Below are 21,923 nucleotides of genomic sequence, written 5' to 3'. Positions count from 1 at the left end.
CCGCCGAACGGTGGCGCGCCCCGGGGGTGTGGACGCGGCGGCCCCGGGAAGGGGCACCGACAGCGGCACGGTTCCCCGCGCCGCCGGCCCCGGGCCACGGGAAGGGGAGTCCATGGACCACGCGAGCGAACGGACCGGAGACGCACCGCCGGAGGCGGGGCCCCCGCGCCCGGCCGCGCGCGCCTCCAGGAGAACGCCCGGCCCGAGCAAGGCCGAGCTGGAGGCGGCACGCGGCAGAGTGGTCCCGGACGTGGTGAGGGACGGCCTCGACGTGCTCTTCTGCGGTATCAACCCCGGTCTGACCGCGGGCGCGGTCGGACACCACTTCGCCAAGCCGGGCACGCGCTTCTGGCCCTCCCTGCACGGTTCCGGCTTCACCCCCCGGCGGCTCCGGCCCGACGAGGAGGAGGAGTTCCTGGCCCTGGGCCTGGGGATCACCAACTTCGTGGAGCGGGCCACGGCCCAGGCCGAGGAGCTGGGCAGGGAGGAGATCGTCGAGGGCGGGAAGAGGCTCCGGGCCAAGGTCCTGCGCAGGCGGCCCCGGTGGCTGGCCGTCCTGGGGATCACCGCCTACCGGGAGGCCTTCGGCGACCGCCGCGCGGCGGTGGGGCCCCAGGACATGTCGATCGGCGACACCCGGGTGTGGCTGCTGCCCAACCCCAGCGGCCGGAACGCGCACTGGCTGCTGGGGCCGCTCACCGAGGAGTTCGCCCGTCTGCGGCGCGCCGCCGGGCTCCCGGACCGGAACCCCGACCGGGACTGACGGGTGCTGCGGGGGCACGGCGCACCGGCGGGGCGGTGCCGGACCCCGGGTACGGAGGGGCCCGCCACCGCCGCAGAGGCCCTGGCGCGCCCGCGGTGCCGGGACGCGGGGGGCGGGGGCTCGGGCCGCCCCGGCGCACGCGGCCCCGGGACGGCCGCCGGAACGCGGCCCGCGGCTCAGCGGGGCCCGCCGCTCCCCCGCTTCGGCGGCAGGGGGACGAACGCGCTGGTGCGCCGGGCGTAGTCGGCCCAGCCGGGCCGTACCGCCATGTGCTCGTCCAGCAGGCGCTGTCCCGACCCGCGGGTGAGGAGGTAGGTCATCACCAGCGGCGCGGGCAGCGTGAGCAGCACCCACCACGAGCCGTCCAGGGCGACCAGGAACAGCCCCCACCACACGCAGGCGTCGCCGAAGTAGTTGGGGTGGCGCGTCCACGCCCACAGTCCCCGGTCCATGATCCGACCCCGGTTGGCCGGGTCGCGCTTGAACCGGGCCAGCTGGGCGTCGCCGACCGACTCGAACACGAACCCCGCCAGCCACACGAGCACGCCGAGGGCGGCGAGCGGGCCGAGCGGGGCGGTGGTGTGCGCGGCCGCCTGGACCGGCAGGGCGACCAACAGGACCAGGGCGCCCTGGAGGAGGTAGACGATCCGCAGGGCGTACAGGCGCGGGTTGCCGGGGGCCCGGGAGAGCAGGCGCTCGTAGCGCGGGTCCTCTCCCTTGCCCCGGCCCCGCCGGCCGATGTGGACGGCCAGGCGCACGCCCCACACGGCGGTGAGCCCGAACAGGAGCCAGACGCGGACCGGGTCGCCGGTCGCGGTCAGGACACAGGCCGCCGCGACCAGGACGAACGCCGCCCCCCAGGCCGCGTCCACGACGCTGTGCCGCCCCACGCGCAGGCCGACGGCGAAGGTCGCGAGCATGAGCGCGGCCACGGCCGCGGCGGACACGGCCAGGGTGGGGAGGAGCGCGGCGGCGCTCACCGGGCGCCCCCGCAGGGCTCCCCGGCCCCGGCCGTCCCACCGGAACCGGCGGGACGGCAGGCCCCCTGCGCGCGGGCGTGCCCGGAGGGGGACGGGGTGCGGCCGGGCCGTACGGCGAGGACCTGGTCCACGCCCATGCGCCCCTCCTCGAAGGCCAGCGCTCCCCCGGCCAGGTAGAGCCGCCACACGCGCGCCGACTCGGCGCCCACCAGGTCCACCAGCTCCCCGTGGCGGCGCTCCAGCTCGGCGGACCAGGCGCGGGCGGTGCGCACGTAGTGCTCGCGCATGGCCCGCACGCCCCGCACCTCCAGCCCGGCGTCCTCCAGCAGGCCGACCGTCTCCCCGACCGGACGCATGTGCATGTCGGGGGCGATGTAGCGCTCGATGAACGGGCCCCCTCCTGGGTGCCTGCCGCGCCGGGACATCTGCTGGAGGAGCAGGCGCCCGCCTGGCCGCAGCCGCGCGCGCAGGGCGCGGGCGAAGGACGCGTACCCGTCGCGCCCCACGTGCTCGCCCATCTCGATGGAGGCGACGGCGTCGAAGCCCGTGTCGTCCACGTCCCCGTAGTGCTGGAGCCGGACCTCGACCAGGCCGTCGAGCCCCTCCGCGCGGGCGCGGTCGGCGACGTGGTCGCGCTGGCGGGCGGACAGGGTGACGGCGGTGACCGCCGCCCCGTGGTGCCGGGCGGCGTACAGGGCGAGGGAGCCCCAGCCGCAGCCGACGTCGAGGAGGCGGTCGCCCTCGGACAGGCCGAGTTCGGAGCACACCAGGGCGAGTTTGTCCCGCTGGGCGTCGGCGAGGGTGTAGCCGGGGTCGTCGCTGGTCCAGTAGGCGCACGAGTAGGCCATGGACTCGTCCAGGAGGAGTTCGTACAGGTCGTTGCCGGCGTCGTAGTGGTGGGCGATGGCGGCCGCGTCGCGTGCGCGCGAGTGGCGGCGCCCCCTCAGCGCGGCCTCGGCGGAGGGCGCGGGCGGGGGCGGACCGACCACGCCCAGGGCCACGAGCGCGCGGGCTGCCCTGGCGGCCTCCACCGGCCCGGGCAGGGAGGTCCCGTGGCGGGCGACGCTCGCCCAGGCGCGGCGCAGCCCGTCGGTGAGGTCGCCCTCGACGTCGAGCGAGCCGGTGACGTAGGCGCGCGCGAGTCCGAGTTCTCCGGGGCGGGCCAGGACGTGGCGCACGGCGTCGCGGTCGCGCAGGACCACGCGCGGCGCGTCGGCGGGTCCGGCCTCGCTGCCGTCCCAGGCGCGCAGCCGGACGGGCATGCCCCCGTTGAACAGGCCGGCGACGAGGGGCGCGAGGAAGTGGGCGGCGCCGCGCGGGGCGGAGGTCCCCGCCCCCGGTCCCCCCGCCGCACCGGGCGCCGGGACGGTCGCCGCGGTCGTGCCGACAGGGTCGGTGGTCGCGGTGGTGGTATCGGTGGTCACCGGGCACGCTCCATGATGATCTGCTCGACGTCGATGATCCCGGACAGGAATCCGGCCTCGCAGTAGGCGAGGTAGAAGAACCACATGCGGCGGAAGGTGTCGTCGAAGCCGAGTTCGCGGACCCTGTCCGCCGCTCCGTCGAAGCTCTCCCGCCACACGCGCAGGGTGTCGGCGTAGTCGCGGCCGAAGGACAGCCGGTCGACGACCGCGAGGGAGGTGCGGGCCCGCAGCTGCTCATGGACGGCGGTGACCGAGGGGATGAGCCCGCCGGGGAAGACGTACTTGTGCATCCAGGTGTAGGAGCCGCGCGAGGCCCGCATCATGCCGTGCTCCATGGTGATGCTCTGGAGGGCCACCCGGCCCCCGGGCCGGACCAGCCGGTCCAGGGCCGCGAAGTAGACCGGCCAGTAGCGTTCGCCGACGGCCTCGACCATCTCCACACTGACGACGGCGTCGTGGACGCCCCGCACGTCGCGGTAGTCGCACAGTTCGACCTCGACCAGGTCGGCGACCCCGGCGTCGGCGACGCGGGCGCGCGCCAGGTCGCGCTGTTCGGCGGAGAGGGTGACGGTGGTGACGCGGGCGCCCCGGCGGGCGGCCCGGATCGCGAGCTCGCCCCAGCCGGTGCCGATCTCCAGCAGGCGGGTGCCCGCGGTGACCCGGGCGCCGTCCAGCAGGCGGTCGATCTTGCGCTCCTGGGCCCGGGCGAGCGTCTCCCGGTCGCGCGGCTCGTCCCCGGCGAACAGGCCGGACGAGTAGGTCATCGTCCGGTCCAGGAAGACCGCGAACAGGTCGTTGGACAGGTCGTAGTGGTGGCTGATGTGGCGGCGCGCGCCCGCCCGGGTGTTGCGGTCCGAGGGGGGCCGCCGCGGCAGGGTGACGTGGCGCAGCGGCTGGAGGGGCCGCGGCACGAGGTTCGCGTAGTCCCCCGCCAGGCGGGTGAGCAGGGCGACGGGGTCGGGCGAGTCCCACTCGCCCGCCATGTAGGACTCCCCGAAGCCGATGAGTCCGCCGGCGGCCAGGCGCCGGTGGAAGGCGTCCGGGTCGCGCAGCCACAGGACCGGGGCCCCGGCGCGGTCACCCCCCGGGTCCGGGCCGGGGTCCTCGGGCCCGGTGTGCACGCGGACGCCCGCGCGCGCGGCGGCGTACCCGGTGAGGGCGCGGGCCGCGAGGGCGCGCAGGGGGACGCCGGGGACCCGGGCCACGTCGGGCCATCTGCGGGCGTCCAGGGCCTGCGGCGTGTGGGGACTGGTCGTGGTCATGACCGTGCTGCCTTCCGTTCCTCTGTGCTGGGCGGCGGCCCGTCGGGGCGGGGCCGGACGGGCAGGCCGCGCAAGTGGAGTGCGACGCCCTGGACGCGGATGCGCAGGGCTCCGACCAGGGGTGCGAGGGGGTACCGCAGCGCCCGCAGGAGCAGGGACGCGGCGGTGGCGGGGCGCCGGACGCCGTGCACGGAGGCCGCGAAGGGGGGCCGGCCCTCGCGGTGCAGGGCGATGGTGAGGGCGAGTCGCGCGCCCGGTTCGGGGAGGCTGACGCGGTAGTGGCCGTCGACGTCGTTGAACGGCGACACGTACAGCGCCTTGCCGGTCCGCGCACGGCCGCGCCCGTCCACCTCCAGCAGGTAGCGGTGGCGTCCGCCGTAGGTGTTGTGGACCTCGGCGACGACGCGGGCGAGGCGGCCGTCGCGGTGGTGGCACCAGTAGACGGTCAGGGGGTTGAACACGTGGCCGAGGACCCGGGCGTGGGCGAGCATGAGCACGCGTCCGCCCTCCAGGTCGACGCCGTGCTCGGCGAGGTAGCCGTCGATGTCCGCGCGCGGCGGCCCTGCGGGGGCGCCCCCGGCCGGTCCGTGGTCGGCGGCGCGGAACCCGGCCAGGAGGCGCAGCGGCAGCGGCGGGCGCGGCAGGTCGTCCAGGTCGACCAGCCAGTAGTAGGTGCGGTGGGCGAAGGCGTTGCGCACGGGTTCGACGCGCACGTGGCGCACGGTCGCCTCGTACAGGGCGGGCGCGGGTGCGGGCCTCACCAGAGGGTCCCCAGGGAGGCGGCGGCCCGGACGCCCGACGCGCAGCCGTCCTCGTGGAAGCCCCAGCCGTGGTGGGCGCCGGCGAACGCGACCACGCCGTCGTCGAGTTCCGGCAGCCGGCGCTGCGCGGCCAGGGAGGCGGGCGTGTAGACGGGGTGGGCGTAGTCGGCGGCGGCCACGACCCGGGCGGGGTCGACCCTGTCGGTCCCGTTGAGGGTGACCACGTACTGGTCGGCGGCGTCCAGGCCCTGGAGCCGGTTCATGTGGTAGCTGACCCGCACGGGGTCCCGGTCGGGTTCGCAGGAGGCGAGCCGGTGGTTCCAGCTGGCCCAGGTGGAGCGGTCGCGGGGCAGCACGGAGGTGTCGGTGTGCAGCAGGGTCGGGTTGCGGGAGTAGCCGAAGGCCCCCAGGACCTCGCGCTCGGCGTCGGTGGGGCGTTCGAGCAGGGCGAGGGCCTGGTCGGCGTGGGTGGCGACGACCGCCGCGTCGAAGTCGAGGGTGTCGGTGGGGGTGCGCAGGCGCACGCCGTCGGCGGTGCGGGCCAGGGAGCGGACGGGGCTGCCGGTGCGCACCGCGTGCAGGTTCCCGGCGATGCGCTCGACGTAGGAGCCGGAGCCGCCCACGACGGTGCGCCAGCGGGGCGAGCCCCACACGCCGAGCATCCCGTGGTTGGCGAGGAAGGCGAAGAGGTAACGGGCGGGGTAGTCGGTGGCGGCGCCGGGCGGGCACGACCAGACCGCCGAGACCAGGGGGAGGAGGAAGTGGGCCCTCATGTACGGGCTGAACCCGTGCCGGTGGACGAACTCGCCGAGCGTGGGCTCGTCCGTGCCCGGCCGCGCCCCGGGCGGGAGCGTGCCGGGCGGGAGCGTGCCGGGCGGGAGCGTGCCGGAGGAGGGGGTCCGGCGGCCCGCCGGGCGGCGGACCCCGCGTGTGCCCCGCCCGGCCCCCCGCACGCGCGTCCCGGCGGTTGCACCGCCGTGCGCGGCCCTCTCCCCCTCGTCGGCGCCGTCCGGGGCGGAGGCCAGCAGGCCCCGGGCGGCGCGGTGGAAGCGGGGGATCTCGGCGAGCATCCGCAGGTAGGCGGGGCCGCGGCGGGAGCGGTTGGGCAGCATGGCGCGCAGCCCGCGCGCACCCGCGTACTCCAGGCCGCAGCCGTCGCAGCTGACCGACATGCTCATCTCGGTGGGCTGCGTGCGCACGCCGAGTTCGTCGAACAGGCGCAGCAGACGGGGGTAGGTCCGGCGGTTGTGCACGATGAAGCCGCTGTCGATCCGGAGCTCCCCGCCGCCCGCGTCGGCCACCCGGTGGGTGTGGGCGTGCCCGCCCAGGCGGTCGTCGGCCTCCAGCAGGGTGACGTCGTCGTCCCGGTTCAGGATGTGCGCCGCCGTCAGTCCGGCGACCCCCGACCCGATGACGGCGACGCGGCGCCGCCGGAGGGTGTGCTGCCCTGTGCCCATGCGTCCTCACTCACGTGTGCGATGTGGTGTGGGTGATTCGGCGCGGACGGGACCGCGGATTGGTCCGGATGGCGATGAAATGGGGTCGGGGCGTGGCCGGGGGGCGACAGGCCCGGCACGGGCACGGCCGGCGGCGAGGAGCGTGCGACCGGGCCGCGCGTGCGGCACGGACACGGTCGGGGCGGGGGCGTGTGCCCGGACGGAGCCCGGCCGGACCGCTGTCGCGCGGGGCGGGCCGCGCCGGCCGCCCCCTGTGGGAAGCCCGCGGGGCGCGCACCGGGGGACGCGGGGCCGGTCCCCGGCGTGGCACCGGCAGGTCGGGCCCCGTGAAACAGGACACCTCCGAGCGGGGGTTCCCGCGCCGACCGGCGGGGACGGAACCGGTGCGCGGGCGGTCCGCATCCCCGGTCACCACGGCGTCCTCCCGACCGCGGGGACCCCGGGTCCGGCCCCGCGCGGCCCCTCCCCGCGGTCGGACGCCGGGCGCGCCCTTATGGACATCTCACCCCTCGCACACCACTCTGGGGCCATGAGGCTTCTGAGGCGTCTACAGACGACGGACAAGAGGATCTACGACCGGGTGACCGGGATGGGGATGCCACTTCTGGACCCGTACACGCCCAAGTTCGTCCAGGCCACCGACAACATGGCCCCCTGGTTCGTGATATCGGCGACCCTGGCGGTCAGCGGCGGGCCGCGCCTGCGGCGCACGGCGCTGCGGGCGATCATCGCCGCCGGGACCGCCAACGGGGTCTCCGCCGTGGTCAAGCAGCTCACCAGGAGGATCCGCCCGGACAACTCCGCGGTGCCGAAGGCGCGCACGCCCTACAAGCACTACGGCAGCTCGTCGTTCCCCTCCGGGCACACCGCGGCCGCGGTCGCGTTCGCGGGCGGGGTCATGGCGGACGCGCCCCGGCCGCTGTCGGCGCTGGCCGCGCTCCTCGCGAGCGGGGTGGCGTTCTCCCGCGTGCACAGCGGCGTCCACTACCCGGGGGACGTCCTGGGCGGGATAGCCATCGGGACAGGCGCGGCGATGCTGGCGCGCAAGATGCTCCCGGCCCGGCCCGAACTGGTCTTCGGCGCCCACGCGGTGGCCGACGGCGTGGCGGACGTGGACTCCGAGGGCTCCGGGACGACCGTGGTGGTCAACCCGCGCTCCGCCGCGGGCGCGGTGCCGGGACTGAGCAGCGCCGACGTCACCAGCCGGGTCGCCCGGGCCCTGCCCAAGGCGCGGATCATCCCGATGTCGGCGGACGACGACGTCTCCGCCGTCCTGGACGAGGCCGCGCGGACCTCGGACGTCCTGGCGATCGCGGGGGGCGACGGCACGGTCAACGCCGCGGCCAAGGCGGCGCTCGACCACGGGCGCCCGCTGCTGGTGCTCCCGACCGGCACCCTCAACAACTTCGCCCGCACGCTGGGGCTGACGTCGGTCGACATCGCGTTGCGGGCCTTCTCCGACGGGCGGCTGGCCCGGGTGGACGTGGGCGAGGTGGACGGGAGGATCTTCCTCAACACCGCGTCGTTCGGCTCCTACCCGCGCATGGTGGAACGGCGGGACGCGTGGGCAGGCCGGATCGGCAAGTGGCCCGCGTTCGCGCTGGCCCTGTGGCAGGACCTGTGGGAGGTGAACCCGACCCCGGCGCTCGTGGACGGGCGCCCGACCCTGGTGTGGTGGGCGTTCGTGGGCAACGGGCGCTACCGCACGCACGCCCGGGTGCCCGCCCTGCGCGAGCGGCTCGACGACGGGTGCCTGGACGTGCGGGTGCTCAGCGCGCGGGAGCCGTTCCCCCGTCTGCGCGCCCTCGCGGACGTCCTCCTCGGAGAGATCACGCAGCGCGACGGCTACGTGGAGCGGCTGACCACCGGGCTCACCCTGTCGATCCCCTCCGAGCCGAGGCTGCTCGCCGTGGACGGCGAGGTGCTGGAGGGCTCGGAGAACGTCCGTTTCACCAAGCGGCCGGGGGCACTGCAGGTGTTCGTGCCCGCCATGGGCTCGGGGGCCTGACCGGGCCCCGCCCCGGGGGCGGCCCCGTCAGCGGCGACGGCGGGAGCCGCACCGGTCGGCGTCGGAGTCGCAGTCCAGGAGCAGGCTCAGCCCTGCGCCCAGGAGCCAGGAGTCCTTGGCCAGGGGGAGCCCGTCCTGCGTGGGACGCAGGCTCTGGGGACGGCGCATGCCCGGGGTGCGCAGATACAGGCCGAGGAGGGACGCCCCGAACGCAGTGAGGCCGGCGCCCGCGAGGCGGCTGGGCACGACCGGGAGGAGCAGGGCGGTGCCCAGGGCGATCTCCCCGGCGGACAGCAGCCGCACGAACGTGGTGGGGTCGACCTTGCTCAGGAAGGGGTAGGTCCCGACCGCCATGCCGTGCATGCCCTCGGCCGCCTCCCCCTCGACGCCGCGCTTGTCCAGCCCGGAGTTGAGGATGAACGCCCCCGTGATGATCCGCAGGGGCAGGTCGCGTGTCTTGAAGGGCAGCTGCATGGTCTCTCCGTGCCTGGTGGGATGAGTTACCTTCAGTCACGAAAATGCTACCCATCGCCGGACGCGGTGGCGGGGACGACCCGCCGGGGCGCGGGACCCGCGCCTGTCGGCCCGGCGGGCCCCGCCGGGCCGGGGTGTCCGCGCGATCGGCCCCGTGCCGCCGCCCCGACGGGCCCCGGGAAAGGGGCGCGCACGGGCCCGGACCGCGTGCCCACGGACCCCGGGCTCCCCGGGGGCCACGGCCTCGCACGGTGACCGGGCCGGGGCGCCGCCCCCGACGTCGTAGGGGCGCACACCCGGGGACCCCGGGTCAGGAGTTCTCCCGGGGACGCCAGGTTCTTCCGCGTCCCGCCTTCTTGGGCTTGCGGAGCAGGGGCCGGGACGACTTGCCCTCGTCCGGCTCCCCGCCCTCGGCGTCCGTCGCCGGGTTCTCGGCGCCGGCTCCGGCACGGGCGGTGGCGTTCTTGCGCTCCGCCCTCTTCAGCCTCTCCAGGCGCTCCGCCCTGCTGGTGACGGCGTCGGCACGGGCCGCCCCGGACTTCGCCGCGCGCTGGGCGCGGGCGAGCGCCCGTTCGGGACGCGCGGACTGCTCGGGGGCGGCGGGCGGCTCGGACCGCCCGACCTGGGCGGTCGGGGCAGCAGGGGCGGCCGGGGTGGGCGCGCCCCCGTCCGGCCTCGGGCGGCGGGACCGGACGGCGCGTTTGGCGGCCTTGCGGAGGGGGGCGGGTTCCTCCTCGGGGGCCTGCTCCTGCTGGGGAGGCGCCGTGTGCTTCTTCTGGGCGGGGCGCTCCGCGCGGGCCGGGGAGGCGACCACCGACGGGACCGTGCCCGTGCTCGGACGCCCGGGAGCGGGCCGCACGGCGACGGGCTCCTCCGAGGGGGCGGACCGCGCGGGCGCGCCCCCCTGCGGTGCGGCGGACTCGGGGACGGTCTCCTCGGCCGCACGCTCCCGGGATGCGCCGCCCCCGGACGGGGACAGCTCGGAGGCGTACTGCTCGGCGGAGGGCCGTCGGGGTTCGGCCGCCACGGGAGCGGGCTCCTCCGTGGTGGACGCCTCCGGGGCGGGCTCCTCCGGCGCACGCTGTGCGGACACCGGTTCCCCGGGGGCGGCCTCCCGCCGAGCGGGTTCGGAGGTGACGGGCCCGGCGGCCGGGGACGGTTCCGCCACGGCCTCCGGGGACACCGGAGTCTCCGGGACCGCCTGTGTGGAAGCGGACGGCTCGGGGGCAGCCTCCTCCTCGGCGGCCGGGGACGCGACATCCGTCCGTGCGGCGTCCACGCGGTCGGACGCGGTCGGCTCCGGAACGGTCGGCTCGGACGCGGCCTTACGGGCTTCCGGCTCCTCGGACACCGGCGCCACGGCGGCGGACGGCTCGGGGACCGCCTCCGCGGGAGCGGAGAACTCGGACGGAACCGGTCGCGCCGCGGTCTCCTCGGCGGCGGAACGATCCGACCGGGCGCCCGACTGCGCGGCATCCGCCGACACGGCCCCGGGCCGCGCCTCGTCCGTCAACGCGGTCTCGGACCACGCGGCGGCGGACGGCTCGGACACGGACGGGACGGCGTCGGCCTGCTCGGTCTCGGTCCGTGCGGTGTCGGCCTTCCTGGCCGCGCGCGTCTCGCTCTCCCAGAAGTCGGTGTTCCAGACGTCGACGTCCCAGAACCCCTCCTCCGCGACGTCGGCCTCCTTGGCCCTCCTGGTCTTCGCGGCCTTAGCGGCCTTCGTGGCCTTCGTGGCCTTTCCAGCCTTGCGGTCCGCCTTCTCACTCACGGGCGCCCCGGTCGGCTCCGTCGTGCCAACCGCCTCGAACGTCTCGGTCGCCTCGGTCAGCTCGACCGCCTGGGTCGTCTCGACCGTCTCGACCGTCTCGGCGGGCTCGGTCACCTCAGCCGTCCCGGTCACCTCAGCCGTCTCGGCGGACTCGGCCGACGCGGAGACAGCCTGCTCCCCCAGGGCGCCGAGGAACGGCTCGGCGAAGGCACCGGCCTCCTCCACCGTCTCCACCGTCTCCGCCGGGGCGGCCTCCTGGCTCTGCACCCGATCCTCGGCCTTCTCCACGGCGGGCGAGGAGTGGCGGTAGGCGCGGACGGCGTCCATGACCTCCTCGGCGGTCGCACCGGGCCAGGAGCAGTGGAAGACCGGGTTGAGCGGCGGACTGGTCTCGGTGATGAGGCCGTCCTCCTCGATGACGCAGCTGCCGCCGAGCGGCCAGCGGCCCAGGATCACGGCCGTGATGCCCTGGTGCTGGCCGTGCAGCAGCAGGCCCGACAGCGCGGTCTCGTGCTCGGAACCGGGCGCGGTCACCAGGGCCAGGGGGCTGTCCGGCCGCGGTTCCCGGTCCTCGGCGATCCGGTGCAGCTCGTGCTGGAGGACGGTCAGGGCCTCCTCCATCGTGCCGACCATCCGCACGGGTTCGCAGGGGTGCGCGCGCAGCAGGTCGCGGCCCCGCTCGCCCACCAGCCGGGCGGCGTCGGCCTCGGTGAGCAGCACGCGCACGGAGTTGTGGTCGAGGCGGTCGAGCGCGTTGACGATGAGGCGCCGGGCGGCCCCGGCGGCGCCCGGACCGGTGATCCCGAGACCGGGCACGTGGTCGAGTTCCACCGTCACGCGCTCGTCGATGTCCTCCCCGGGGGTGGGCCGGGGAGGGCCGGCGGTCAGGGCCAGGCGGCGGGACGCCCTCGGCAGGCGGGGCAGGCTCAGGTTCACGCTGGGCATGCGGACGCCGCGCTTGCCCAGCAGGTATCCCCCGGCCAGGCCGGCGAACGCCACGGCTCCGGTGACTGCGCCGTCGGGGATCTCCACGACCAGCACCTCGCGGCCGTCCTCGGCGGCGGCCTCGGCAGCGGCGGCGGCCGCCGCCTCCACCGGGTCGTCCTCCTCGGCGGCGTCAGCGGCTTCCCCTGCCCCGGCAGCGGCGGCAGGCTCCTCGGCCTCGGCCGCCGCCATCACACGGGACTGGAGGGAGGTCGGCTGCGGGACGACGGTGTAGGTGACCTCGGCCCTGCGCTGGGCGGCGGCGCCGCCCTCGCGTGGCTGCTCGGAGCCGACGCCGTCCACCGTCATCTCCGGGGCGTCCTCGCCCAGGGCCTCGTCGAGGTGGTCGGCGACCGCCTGGGCCCGGCGCTCGGACAGCTCCTGGTTCGCCTGGACTGTCCCGGTGGGATCGGTGTGACCGGTGATGCGCACGGGCGTCTCGGTGTCGCCGTAGGAGTCGATCATGTCCACGACGGGCGCGAGGTCGTCACGCATCTGCTCGGTGAGCTCGGCCGAGCCGACGCCGAAGCCGGAGACGGTGCGCACCCTCTCCACGGGCTGGGCGGACGGGGCCTCCTCGGGGGCGGACGGCGCGTCGCCGTCCCGCTCCCCGTCCGCCTCCTGGTCGTCCTGTGTGGTGACCGCGTCGGCGAACGCCGTGGCCGGGGCGAGCGCCACGGTGCCCACGGCAGCGGCGGCCACCACCTGGAGCGGACCCAGGGGGCGCAGCCTCCGGGGCAGGCCGCGCAGGCGGGCCACGGTCTCCACGGCCAGCCCGGCCGTGTACAGGCCCCACAGTACCCAGAGCACGCTGATGAGCAGTGCGGTGAACACGCCCGGTGGCAGACGCCAGCCGCGCAGGTGGGCCGCGGCCACGGCCCAGGAGTCCGGCAGCTCCGGCCAGGGCAGGTGCCACAGGAGCAGGTAGGGGATGCCGAGCAGGATCGCCGCTGCGAGCAGGAGTGCGCTCAGCCGTCGGATCTGGGACATGTCCGCCTCACTGGAGCTAGGGGGTCGCCTGGGTGTGGGGCCGTGCGGTGGCCGTGGCGTCGACGGTGGTCGAGCCCATCGGCAGGAGGGTGAAGGAGTATCCCACGGAACAGGTCACGGTCACGGTGTCGCCGCTGACCGAGACCGTACCGGTGGCGCCGGCGGCGTTGAGGAAGGACTGCGCGGCGGCGGACGCCGCCGAGGGGTCGAGGGCGACCTCGCTCGTGCCCTCGCGGTAGGCGGCCCAGTCGAGCTGTTGGACGCCCGCCCGGGCGGCCTCCTGGGCCAGGGTGGCCGCCTCGTTGCGGGCGCCCAACAGACCTCCGCCGTCGGTGACCAGCCCCAGGCACAGCAGGAAGGCCGACGCCATGACAACGACGAACGCCGTGGCCTGACCGCTGTCGTCCGTGCGTCTCATGGCTGCCCCCTGAAGGTGTCGACCACGACCGTGGCGTCCCCGGTGATCGTCATGGTCCCCGGGACGCCCAGCCCGGTCAGATCGCTCAGTCCGACGCGGCACTCGACCACGGCGGCGACCGCCCCTCCGGGGGTCAGGCCGCCGTGGTCGAGGGTGACGGAGTGGTCGCCGCACACCAGGCCGTTCTCCGCGAGGGAGCTCGCGGCGGTGCCCGAGGCTGCAGCCTCGGCCGCACCGACGCTGCGTTCCAGGGAGGCCGCCCGGGCGGCGGCGTGCGCCACCTGGTCGGCCGTGGAGTTGGCGTCCGCCACCCTCCCGGCGAGCACCATGAGCATGGCGAACGCCAGGAGGGCGGGGGTGAGGAGTGCCAGTTCAGCGGAGGCCGACCCGCGGTCACCACGTCCGGGGATCACGGGGCCGCCTCCGCGGGGACGAAACGCTCCACGGGCGCGGTGACCTCGTGGCCCACCGGCCAGCTGATGCCGGGGATGATACTGGGCACCTCGGCGTCCACCACCACGCGTACCTCCTGTGCCGTGCGGTTGACGGACACGTCGAGACCGGAGAGGAAGGAGCTTCCGCCTCCCTCGGCCACCGACGTGCCGCCGCCCGCCGTGCGCGACTGTTCGGCGGTCCTGCGCGCTATGTCCGCGACGACGTGGTCACCGTGCATCCACAGCGCCGTCTGGATGACGAAGAGGACCAGGAGCAGCATGAGAGGCGCGGCAACCACCAGTTCGGCGCTACCGCGGTCATCTCGCCAAGAGCCCAAGGTCAGCTTCCGGTGATGGAGTTGGCCCGCTCCATCACCGCGGTGGTGATGATGGCAACCGCTCCGATGGCCATAGCAACCAGTAGGGCCGTGACGATGACTGCCTCGGTGGAGTAGCCGTCGTCCCTGCGGCTGAACAGCAGAGAGCTGAGGTAGGCGGTGATGCGCTGCATCGGAGGTCTCCAAAACGGTCAGGGTTTTCATGCGCTGAACAGGATGTGGCTCATCGCCGGATAGCCCAGCAGAGCCAGGAAACCGACAAAGAGCAGGACGACCGGCAGGCTCATCCGCTCGGTGGCGGACTGTGCCTCGGCGTCCATCTCGGACAAGAACTGGGTACGCAGTGTCTTGGCCTTCGCGGCCAGGGAACTGCGGATGCGCGCGCCGTCGGCTCCGGCGAGCTGGAGGCTGGCCGCGAGTTCGGCGAACTCGGAGGTGTCATAGCGCTCACCGAGATCGCGCAGCGCGTTCCAGGGCGGCTGGCGCATAAGCGCCGCCTCGCGCAGGCTCTCCCGGATACGGATCATGGCCCACCCGTTCCCCGCGGCACCGGCGTCGGCCAGGGCACCGTTGACGCCCGCGCCCCCGGCCAGGGATACCACGACCAGATCCGCGAAGCTGGCCAGGGCGCGGCGCATGCGCTCCCGGCGCTTGTCGGCCTCGTCGCGCAGGGACATGTCCGGGGCGAACCAGACGATCACCGCGAAAGCCACCCACATGGCCCCCGCGAACGCACCGGACGGAAGGACGCCCGCGAGGGAGAGCATGGCTCCCAGCAACGGAGGAAAGGCGAGTCCCAGGACCAGAGCGGTGAACTTCTCGGCGAGGTAGGACGCCGGCGCACGCTCGCACACCGCCAGATTGCGCCGTGTGCGGGGCCCTGGCATACCGAAGCCCTCCAGGATCGGGACACCGAGCTTTCCCAGGCGCGTCAGGACTCCGGCCTCCGGCCCCGCAGCCACGGCCTTGCGGGGAGGCGGTGGTGCAGCCAAGCGCTCAGCAAGTGTGGGTCGGGCCCAACGGGCGGCGAAGAGCGCCCACAGTGCCAGCCCGAGTGCGGCCCCTGCCAGGGCCGCGGCCAGAGCGGGGGTCATCGGGCGGCCTCCAAGGTAGGAGCGGGTTCGGGTGCGAGCACCCGCGGCCCCAGGTCGAAGCGGGACATGCGGGACAGCCAGACGAGCGCGATCGCCCACAGGCCACCGATACCTGCGAGCACCGTCTGGCCGAGGAGACCGTCGAGCGGCTCCATGTACTCTCCGTTGATCACCAGTAGGAACGCAGCCATACCCACGGTCGTGCCGACGATGATCCGGGTGGAGGTGCGCAGCCGGGCGCGGCTCGCCGCCACCCTCACCAGCATCGCCGCCTGTTCGCGGGCGGCCTCGGCCAGGCTGCCGAGCAGCGTGCCCAGGTCGGTGGCGTGCCTCGTGGCGGCTGTGCTCAGTGCGGCGGTCACCAGGTCGGCAGTGGGGTTGTCGACCTCGTCGGCGAAGGCCCGCAGGGCTTCCTGCGTGGACAGGCCCGCACGCAACCGCTCCGCCAGATGGGCGACAGCTTCCCGCACGGGCTCAGGCGCGATGGGCACCGTGGCGGCGACGGCCTGGTGCAGACCGGCGGCGCCGGCCATGAGGTCGCGCAGCATCTCGGTCCAGGCCGCGACGGCCTCGATCCCGTCCACCTGTTCCTGGTGACCGCGGTCGGGCCCCAGTACAGCGGGCCCCCACCAGCAGCCAGCGGCGACGAGCACCCCGGCCACCGGCCAGCCGGTGAGGATCCAGACGAGCAGGCCGCCGACGATCGCCGCGACCAGGCGCAGCGGCCGCTGCCGGCCGAACAGCAGTGAACGCCAGGGCGGGATCCGCGAGGTGCGCGAGCCGCCGCCGGACGCGGCCAGCGACGCCAGGGCCAGCCAGAGCCCCGCGCCGAGCAGGACGCCGGCGGCGGCGACGAGGAGGACAGGGGTCGTCATCGCGTCCACCCCACCGTGTCGGGACTGAGCATCGCGGGGTCGAAGCCGGCCTCGGCCAGGGCGTCGAGCGTGTTGGGGCTGGGCGGGGCCGCGGGCAGTGGCCCGTTGCGGTCGCGCCGGTAGACCTCGTTGGAGACCACGTTCTGCCCCTCGGCGCCCACCACCTCGCGCACGCTCGTGACCATGCGGCCCCCGGTGGGCAGTGCGGACACGTGCACGACCAGGTGCACGGCGGCGGCCACCAGGGAGGCCGTGGCGTCCAGGGGCAGGCGCTCGGCGGACTGGGCGGCGTAGGCGCCCAGCTTGGTGAAGGCGCCCGCGGAGTTCGCGGCGTGCAGGGTCGTGAGGCTGCCGTCGTTGCCCTGGCTCATGGCGTTGAGCAGCGGGACGGTCTCGTGTCCGCGCGTCTCACCGACGATGACCCGGTCGGGCGACATGCGCAGGGCCGTGCGCACGAGGTCGGCGATGGTGATCTCGCCGACGCCCTCGACGTTGGCCGGGCGGGCCTGGAGGGCGACGCAGTCGGGGTGGGCGTCGCGGTCGCGGTCCAGGCCGAGCTCGAAGACGTCCTCGATGGTGACGAGGCGCTCGTCGACGGGGATCTCGGCGGCCAGGGCCCGCAGCAGGGTCGTCTTGCCCGCGCCGGTGCCGCCGGTGATGACCATGTTGCGGCGGGAGCGCACCCCCGCGCGCAGCAGGGCGACCAGGGTGTCGTCGATCGTGCCCAGTTCCTGGAGCTGGCCGAGGGTGGTGCGGCCGTAGCGGTGGCGCCGGATGGACACCGAGGGCTGCCGGGCGACCTCCATGACCGCGTTGAGGCGCTCGCCGCCGGGCAGCTGCATGTCGAGGATGGGCGCCCCCGGGTCGAAGCGGCGCTCCCCCGTGGCGGACTCCGACGCCAGGCGACGGACCAGGGAGACGACCTCCTCGGGGTCGGCGAAGAGGGAGTCGTGCCGCTCGCGGCTGCCGTCGGCGCGGCGCACCCACACGTGCACGCCGTTGATGTTGATGTTCTCGATCCCGGGGTCGTCCAGGAGGGGCTGCAGGGGGCCGAGGCCGCACACCCGGGCCAGGGCGCCCGCGGCGACGGAGGCCTCGGTCGTGGCGTCGAGCACCTGCCGGCCCTCGGACAGGGCGCGGCCCGCGTCCTCGTCGAGGATCTGGGCGATGACGCGTTCGGCGCGGGCCCGGTACTCCTCGGGCGAGTCCTCGGGTTCGCCCCGCGTCTCCTCGCTCAGCCGGCGGGTGGCCTCGGTGACGGTCCGCTCCACGCGGTTCGCCACGGTGCGGGCCCGGTCGGTGTCCAGGAAGTAGCCGTCGGTGATGTCGTACCCGGCGTCGTGTCCGCTGCTCATGCGCGGGCTCCCGTCGCCTCGGGCGCGGGCGCCGGGGTCTCGGCGCCGGGTGCGGGAGCCGGGTCGCCGCCCCGGGCGAGGTCGGCCGCCAGGCGCGCCGCCGCCTTCAGGAGGGGCCTGCGCTCCGGCTTGCGCGGGTTGGTCTCCCCGCGCAGGAAGGAAGCGGAGCGCTCGTCGGTGGGAAGCCGTCCCCACACGCCCGGGCCCAACGCGCCCTCGATCTCGCGGACGCCGCCGCTGCCGCCGACGACGACGGTGCGCAGGCGCGGCAGGCTGCGGGCCAGCGCCTCGGAGGCCTCCTTGGCCCGGCGCAGCTGGGCGAGGTCGTCGGCGACGAGCAGCAGGGCCTCGTCGGCCCACGTGGCCAGCGCGGCGGCCGCCGCGCCGGGGGTCAGGCGGCCCAGGTCCAGCACGACCGCGGGCCCCGCCGGGGAGGCGAGCACGCCGGGGTTCTGGGACAGCAGGCGCACCGCGCCGTCGGCGCGGTCCGCGGTGACGGGCGCGTGGCACACCGACAGCCCTCCGGGGAGGACCTGGGTGTGCGCGGCCAGGTCGGCGGAGGCGCCGCCGTGCCGGGATGCGGCGGCCAGGCCGGTCAGGCCGGGCTCGGGCTGGAGGCGCCGCCAGGTGGCGACGTCGCCGCCGGAGGCGTCGGCCTCCACCAGGACCGCTCCCGCCCCGCCGGGCCAGACCGCGGCCAGTGCCATGGCCGCGCAGGTGACGCCGGGTGCTCCGCCCAGGGAGAAGAGCGCCACGGTCCGGGGCATCACGCGCCTCCCCGGGGGTTGACCTGGACCACGCTGACGCGCTCGACGGCCGCCGCGGAGGCGATGGCCGCGGCGTCGGCGGAGGAGGCGACGAGTTCGAGCTCCACGGAGCCGTCCTCGGCCGCGGAGGGCTGGACGTCCCGCACGAGTGCGCGGTAGGCCTCCACTCCGCCGGTGGCACCCTCCTCGGGGTGCACCACCACGGAGACCGCGGCGCCGGGTCCGATGGAGGCGGGGAACCGGCCGACGCGCAGGGCCACGCCGAGCACGGCGCGGTCGCGTTCGGGGAAGGCCGCCTCGGCGCCCAGGGCGGCCTCGGGGAGGAGGCCGCCCTCGGTGACGGGCACGGTGAGGGTCTGGCCGACCGTCGACTCCAGGCTCTCGGAGCCGACGAAGGAGACTCCGTCGGCGACGGAGATCCGCTCGATCCGCAGGTCCTCCGCGGCCACCACGTGGCCGGCGGGCAGGTCGGTGTCGGCGACGAGCACCCCTTGGCGGTCGTCCATCTGCTCCAGGGCCAGGACGCCGCTCAGGCCTCCCGCGGTCATCATGCCGAGGGCAAGGACCAGCCACCGCCAGCGGCGGGGTCCGCTGCCCAGGAGCCGCACCGGAGGGGTCTCCCCCTGCCGCGGGGAGGCCGCGGGCGCCGGTGCCGTCTTCGTGTCCACCACGTCTGTCGTCTTCTTTCGCTGTTAGCGGTTGCCTGTGTCGGTGACCAGGCCCTGGGATTCGGCCACACGGAGTTCGACCTGCGAGGTCGTGGTGACCGAGTCGAGCGCGCCCGACTCGCCGCCGGAGAACTCGCCCTCGGAGAGCTCCCAGCCCACGTCCCAGCCGACCTGGACGCTGACGGGGTAGGTGCCGCCGGGCTGGCTGTCGGAGGACAGGTCGTAGACGTGCCCGCAGTCGGGGGAGGCCGAGGCGGGGTCGTGCACGGCCGGGTCGAAGGGGGTCCCGGGGCCCTCGCAGCGGATCTGCGTACCGTCGCCCAGGTTCCACACCGTGGCGGTGGGGGTGGCGGTGACCGTGAGGGACCAGTCCTGCACCTCCGCGGAGGCCTCCTCGGCCTCCCAGTCCTGGGACTCCACCCACAGCCACACGGGGGTGTTGACCAGGACCAGGGAGTCGCTGCCGGGGGAGGTCTCGATCTGCGGCGGGGGCAGCTCGAAGTTGGCCATGGACTCCTGGATGAGGGTGACCGGGTCGGTGGGGGCCTCCCCCTCGCCGTCGTAGTCGATGGATTCCCAGTCGATGGCGTCCCAGTCCACCTGCGACCAGTCGATCGCGTCCCAGTCGATGGCGTTCCAGTCGACGCCGTCGCCGGAGTCGGCGGGGGCACCCGGGGCGCCCGGCGCACCGGAGCCGCCCGAGCCGTTGGAGCCCTGCTGGCCCGCGTGGGTCTGCCACCAGCGCAGCAGGATCGAGCAGCCGAGGCCGCCCGAGCTGCCGCACTCGATCTGGCCGAGGAAGGAGCCGTCGTCGGCGTGCGCCGGAGCGGCGATCCCGGTGGCCAGGACGGTCAGTACCGCGGCGGTGGCCGCGGGTCGTACGAGTCTCAGCATGATCCCGCTTCCCAGATCCTGAGGTCGGACACGCGCCAGGCGAGTCCGTCGTGAATGAGTGTGGCCTCGACGAGGCGCGGGCCCTGCCCTGGGGAGGAGCCCATGCCGAGGTTCCAGGCGGAGTCGTCGAGGCAGTCCTCGACCGTCGCGCTGTCGGGTCCCTCGACCTCGGCGACGGGGGCGAGGACGGGTTCGCCGGTGACCTGCCCGCTGGAGGCGCCGGCCCCCTCCAGGGCCGCGCTCATGAGGGCGTAGGCGCCGCCCACGGCGTAGTCCTGGAGCTCGGGGGGAACCTCGCCGCCCTCGTGGGAGGCGGCCACGACCGTATCCCACATGCCGGTGTAGGCGTCGAGCGCCGCGGCCTCCTCCTCGTTGGCCGGAGGAGGCGGGGAGCTCGTCGCCGCCCCCGCCTCGGAGCCCGCGTCCTCGGAGGACGCGCAGCCCGTGGCCAGGGCGAGGGCCACGCAGCATCCCGCGGCCGCGCGCAGGACCGCGACGTCTCTTCTCGCGGCTGTCGTCATCGGTGAATTCTCCACTGCCATGGAAGGGGAGGGTGGTGCACGGCGGAACCGACCCGGGTGGGCGGGCTCTTTCCCTTCCGACGAGGGGTGGGGGCGGTCTCCTGCGCCCGGGAGGCACGGGACCGGGCGCGGGGCCGTTGAGCGGAGGAGGGGGTCCTCCGCCCGGGTTCGGGGCCGACGTGACCGGAGTCGCGTGGGGCGGGTCCCGAGGACTGACCGAAACCATGTGGTATTGGTTGGATTTTTTTCTGTCCTTGCGTGAGCTTATAGAGGAGTCGCCTGTTGTAACAACCCCCCGTGCCCCTTCTGTGACTGTGACACGGTCGACCTTCCGGACATCAGCCTCACAGCAGCCCGGCAAGACCACACACCCTCGCCCCTGCGACAAACACACGCGAAACAACATCTGAACGACATCGTCCTCGAAGCCGGTTCACCCGTCCCCGGCCCGCGGCACGGGTCGGGGACGGGGTGTGAAGGGCGCCGCGGTGTGGGGGAGAACACCGGGGCGTGGAACGCGACACGTCCGCAGGCCCTCCGTAGGCGCCCGACGGCGGGCGGGGTCAGACCACGAGCACGCGCGGACCGCGCCCGCGCAGCCTCCGGAGGTCGTCGGGGTCGGTGCCGGCGTCGGTGATGAGGCAGTCCACCTCGTGCAGCCGCGCAAAGCGGGCGATGCGGTCGCCGCCGATCCTGGTGTGGTCGGCCAGCAGCACCGTCCTGGCCGAGGCGCGCACCATCGCCCTCCTGGCCATCACCTCTGCGGGATCGGCACAGGTCAGGCCGCGCTCGGGGGACACCCCGTCGGCGACCATGAAAGCCACGTCCACGTGGAGCTGCTCCAACAGGCGCACGGAGGCGAGCGTGGTTCCGGCCGCCGCGCTCACCCGGCCCCCCAGCAGGTGCACGGAGAGGTCGCGACGCGAGGCCAGCCCCAGCGCGACGGGAACCGCGTTGGTCAGGACGTTCAGCCCGCACCCGGCGGGCAGCAGCCCCGCGATCCGCTCCGCCATCGGCCCGGCGTCGAGCATGACGACCCCGTTCCTCGGCAGTTCCGCCAGGGCGGCCCTGGCGATCCTGCCCTCGGCGGCCGAGAGCCGCCCCGTTCCCGACGGTGTCGTCGTGGCACTCACTCCCCCTGCGGGCCTGACAACCGTGGCACCAGCACTGAGACCACTCACAAGGTCCTCCGATCCGTCGATGGTCAACCCCTTGACCGCGAGGGCGACGCGCCCCGGTCCGCCACGCGCATTGGATCGAGTCCTCTGTTTCCTCACGGAGAGAACATCTCGGCCGAAGGGGAACGGTAGGCGAATACCCCCGCTGCTCGAAGGAAACCGTTGCGAAATGACAACGTGGCCGCCCACCGGGACCCCGGAGGGCCCTGCCGACCTGGGCAGCGACACGGACCGGAGGAGCACGCAGGAGCCCGCCCCGGAAGAGGCTCGCGTTCGGACCGGGTACCACAGCCATGGCGCACACAAGGCAACACACACGAACGAGAACAGAAACATAAGCGCAACTACTTCCACATATAGGTGCACTGGTGTTACCTTCATCTCTCTCACGGGCGCGGGCGGGGAGGTGGAGTCGCGTATGCCGTTGGACCACAACATGTCCGACTCCTCACGCAAAGCGATCGAGGTCCTCACCGGCATCCAGGTCCCCAGAGCCGGCATCAACAA

Annotated in this window: 21 protein-coding genes; 2 read left to right on the top strand and 19 right to left on the bottom strand. The window is 75.0% G+C overall.

The features are described 5' to 3' along the window. Positions 1 to 217: 217 nt before the first annotated feature. Complete coding sequence (mug, locus tag ACWGL3_RS19855) at positions 218 to 763, top strand: G/U mismatch-specific DNA glycosylase (RefSeq protein ID WP_344185904.1); 546 nt, start codon at positions 218 to 220, stop codon at positions 761 to 763. Positions 764 to 939: 176 nt separating this feature from the next. Here mug and ACWGL3_RS19850 read toward each other — a convergent pair whose 3' ends face one another. Genes ACWGL3_RS19850 through ACWGL3_RS19830 form a run of 5 tightly spaced genes read right to left on the bottom strand, consistent with a single transcriptional unit; the run spans position 940 to position 6,647 of the window. Further along, positions 940 to 1,683 carry a DUF1295 domain-containing protein gene (locus ACWGL3_RS19850; RefSeq protein ID WP_452461654.1) on the bottom strand — a complete coding sequence of 248 codons (744 nt, stop codon included), beginning with the start codon at positions 1,681 to 1,683 and terminating at the stop codon, positions 940 to 942. A gap of 56 nt (positions 1,684 to 1,739) precedes the next feature. Then, a complete protein-coding gene (locus tag ACWGL3_RS19845) occupies positions 1,740 to 3,167 on the bottom strand; it encodes a class I SAM-dependent methyltransferase (protein WP_452461652.1) in 1,428 nt (475 codons plus the stop codon). Continuing rightward, a complete protein-coding gene (locus ACWGL3_RS19840; protein ID WP_452461651.1) occupies positions 3,164 to 4,429 on the bottom strand; it encodes a class I SAM-dependent methyltransferase in 1,266 nt (421 codons plus the stop codon). The genes ACWGL3_RS19845 and ACWGL3_RS19840 overlap by 4 nt, the downstream gene beginning before the upstream one ends. Continuing rightward, positions 4,426 to 5,190 carry a DUF1365 domain-containing protein gene (locus tag ACWGL3_RS19835; protein ID WP_452461650.1) on the bottom strand — a complete coding sequence of 255 codons (765 nt, stop codon included), beginning with the start codon at positions 5,188 to 5,190 and terminating at the stop codon, positions 4,426 to 4,428. Before ACWGL3_RS19835 ends, ACWGL3_RS19840 begins: the two co-directional genes overlap by 4 nt. After that, positions 5,187 to 6,647, bottom strand: a complete 1,461-nt coding sequence (locus tag ACWGL3_RS19830; protein WP_267945556.1) for an NAD(P)/FAD-dependent oxidoreductase — start codon at positions 6,645 to 6,647, stop codon at positions 5,187 to 5,189. The genes ACWGL3_RS19835 and ACWGL3_RS19830 overlap by 4 nt, the downstream gene beginning before the upstream one ends. Positions 6,648 to 7,176: 529 nt before the next feature. On the opposite strand from ACWGL3_RS19830, the gene ACWGL3_RS19825 reads away from it, so the two are divergent. Beyond that, positions 7,177 to 8,655, top strand: coding sequence for a bifunctional phosphatase PAP2/diacylglycerol kinase family protein (locus ACWGL3_RS19825; RefSeq protein WP_267945557.1), 1,479 nt, complete (start codon positions 7,177 to 7,179; stop codon positions 8,653 to 8,655). Between the two features lie 27 nt (positions 8,656 to 8,682). On the opposite strand, the gene ACWGL3_RS19820 is transcribed toward ACWGL3_RS19825, so the two are convergent. The 14 genes from ACWGL3_RS19820 to ACWGL3_RS19755 all read right to left on the bottom strand — a co-directional run bounded on the left by ACWGL3_RS19820 (position 8,683) and on the right by ACWGL3_RS19755 (position 21,371). Then, positions 8,683 to 9,129 (bottom strand): hypothetical protein, encoded by a 447-nt coding sequence (locus tag ACWGL3_RS19820; protein WP_267945558.1) that lies wholly within the window; start codon positions 9,127 to 9,129, stop codon positions 8,683 to 8,685. Between the two features lie 310 nt (positions 9,130 to 9,439). After that, entirely contained in the window at positions 9,440 to 12,874 is a 3,435-nt protein-coding gene (locus tag ACWGL3_RS19815; RefSeq protein ID WP_452461649.1) for an OmpA family protein, read from the bottom strand. A gap of 16 nt (positions 12,875 to 12,890) precedes the next feature. Beyond that, positions 12,891 to 13,292 (bottom strand): pilus assembly protein TadG-related protein, encoded by a 402-nt coding sequence (locus ACWGL3_RS19810; RefSeq protein ID WP_452461648.1) that lies wholly within the window; start codon positions 13,290 to 13,292, stop codon positions 12,891 to 12,893. Continuing rightward, positions 13,289 to 13,705, bottom strand: a complete 417-nt coding sequence (locus ACWGL3_RS19805) for a TadE/TadG family type IV pilus assembly protein (RefSeq protein WP_452461647.1) — start codon at positions 13,703 to 13,705, stop codon at positions 13,289 to 13,291. The genes ACWGL3_RS19810 and ACWGL3_RS19805 overlap by 4 nt, the downstream gene beginning before the upstream one ends. Then, entirely contained in the window at positions 13,702 to 14,028 is a 327-nt protein-coding gene (locus ACWGL3_RS19800; protein WP_452461653.1) for a TadE family protein, read from the bottom strand. The genes ACWGL3_RS19805 and ACWGL3_RS19800 overlap by 4 nt, the downstream gene beginning before the upstream one ends. Before the next feature lie 38 nt (positions 14,029 to 14,066). Next, complete coding sequence (locus ACWGL3_RS19795) at positions 14,067 to 14,237, bottom strand: hypothetical protein (protein WP_452461646.1); 171 nt, start codon at positions 14,235 to 14,237, stop codon at positions 14,067 to 14,069. A 27-nt stretch (positions 14,238 to 14,264) separates the two neighbouring features. Then, on the bottom strand, positions 14,265 to 15,158 hold the full coding sequence (locus ACWGL3_RS19790) for a type II secretion system F family protein (protein WP_452461645.1): 894 nt from the start codon (positions 15,156 to 15,158) through the stop codon (positions 14,265 to 14,267). Continuing rightward, positions 15,155 to 16,042, bottom strand: coding sequence for a type II secretion system F family protein (locus ACWGL3_RS19785; RefSeq protein WP_452461644.1), 888 nt, complete (start codon positions 16,040 to 16,042; stop codon positions 15,155 to 15,157). The genes ACWGL3_RS19790 and ACWGL3_RS19785 overlap by 4 nt, the downstream gene beginning before the upstream one ends. Continuing rightward, positions 16,030 to 17,388, bottom strand: coding sequence for a CpaF family protein (locus tag ACWGL3_RS19780; RefSeq protein WP_267945566.1), 1,359 nt, complete (start codon positions 17,386 to 17,388; stop codon positions 16,030 to 16,032). The genes ACWGL3_RS19785 and ACWGL3_RS19780 overlap by 13 nt, the downstream gene beginning before the upstream one ends. After that, entirely contained in the window at positions 17,385 to 18,155 is a 771-nt protein-coding gene (locus ACWGL3_RS19775; RefSeq protein ID WP_452461643.1) for a hypothetical protein, read from the bottom strand. Before ACWGL3_RS19775 ends, ACWGL3_RS19780 begins: the two co-directional genes overlap by 4 nt. Then, a complete protein-coding gene (locus tag ACWGL3_RS19770) occupies positions 18,155 to 18,826 on the bottom strand; it encodes an SAF domain-containing protein (protein WP_267945568.1) in 672 nt (223 codons plus the stop codon). Before ACWGL3_RS19770 ends, ACWGL3_RS19775 begins: the two co-directional genes overlap by 1 nt. A gap of 21 nt (positions 18,827 to 18,847) precedes the next feature. Continuing rightward, positions 18,848 to 19,717: a hypothetical protein gene (locus ACWGL3_RS19765; protein ID WP_267945569.1), complete on the bottom strand. Its 870-nt coding sequence runs from the start codon at positions 19,715 to 19,717 to the stop codon at positions 18,848 to 18,850. Further along, positions 19,711 to 20,238 carry a hypothetical protein gene (locus ACWGL3_RS19760; RefSeq protein ID WP_267945570.1) on the bottom strand — a complete coding sequence of 176 codons (528 nt, stop codon included), beginning with the start codon at positions 20,236 to 20,238 and terminating at the stop codon, positions 19,711 to 19,713. Before ACWGL3_RS19760 ends, ACWGL3_RS19765 begins: the two co-directional genes overlap by 7 nt. A gap of 563 nt (positions 20,239 to 20,801) precedes the next feature. After that, a complete protein-coding gene (locus tag ACWGL3_RS19755) occupies positions 20,802 to 21,371 on the bottom strand; it encodes a DeoR/GlpR family DNA-binding transcription regulator (RefSeq protein WP_267945571.1) in 570 nt (189 codons plus the stop codon). Between the last annotated feature and the right edge of the window lie 552 nt (positions 21,372 to 21,923).

The organism is Nocardiopsis sp. NPDC055824 (genome assembly GCF_053616335.1).
Note: the sequence above shows the minus strand (reverse complement) of the source record. Positions and strands in the feature narration are given on the sequence as shown.

Coding starts and splice junctions, on each gene's coding strand:
- ACWGL3_RS19760 (WP_267945570.1), bottom strand. CDS start 20,238: ATGACGACAGCCGCGAGAAGAGACGTCGCGGTCCTGCGCGCGGCCGCG.
- ACWGL3_RS19815 (WP_452461649.1), bottom strand. CDS start 12,874: ATGTCCCAGATCCGACGGCTGAGCGCACTCCTGCTCGCAGCGGCGATC.
- ACWGL3_RS19840 (WP_452461651.1), bottom strand. CDS start 4,429: ATGACCACGACCAGTCCCCACACGCCGCAGGCCCTGGACGCCCGCAGA.
- ACWGL3_RS19820 (WP_267945558.1), bottom strand. CDS start 9,129: ATGCAGCTGCCCTTCAAGACACGCGACCTGCCCCTGCGGATCATCACG.
- ACWGL3_RS19790 (WP_452461645.1), bottom strand. CDS start 15,158: ATGACCCCCGCTCTGGCCGCGGCCCTGGCAGGGGCCGCACTCGGGCTG.
- ACWGL3_RS19830 (WP_267945556.1), bottom strand. CDS start 6,647: ATGGGCACAGGGCAGCACACCCTCCGGCGGCGCCGCGTCGCCGTCATC.
- ACWGL3_RS19825 (WP_267945557.1), top strand. CDS start 7,177: ATGAGGCTTCTGAGGCGTCTACAGACGACGGACAAGAGGATCTACGAC.
- ACWGL3_RS19810 (WP_452461648.1), bottom strand. CDS start 13,292: ATGAGACGCACGGACGACAGCGGTCAGGCCACGGCGTTCGTCGTTGTC.
- ACWGL3_RS19765 (WP_267945569.1), bottom strand. CDS start 19,717: ATGCTGAGACTCGTACGACCCGCGGCCACCGCCGCGGTACTGACCGTC.
- ACWGL3_RS19795 (WP_452461646.1), bottom strand. CDS start 14,237: ATGCAGCGCATCACCGCCTACCTCAGCTCTCTGCTGTTCAGCCGCAGG.
- ACWGL3_RS19850 (WP_452461654.1), bottom strand. CDS start 1,683: ATGCTCGCGACCTTCGCCGTCGGCCTGCGCGTGGGGCGGCACAGCGTC.
- ACWGL3_RS19780 (WP_267945566.1), bottom strand. CDS start 17,388: ATGAGCAGCGGACACGACGCCGGGTACGACATCACCGACGGCTACTTC.
- ACWGL3_RS19775 (WP_452461643.1), bottom strand. CDS start 18,155: ATGCCCCGGACCGTGGCGCTCTTCTCCCTGGGCGGAGCACCCGGCGTC.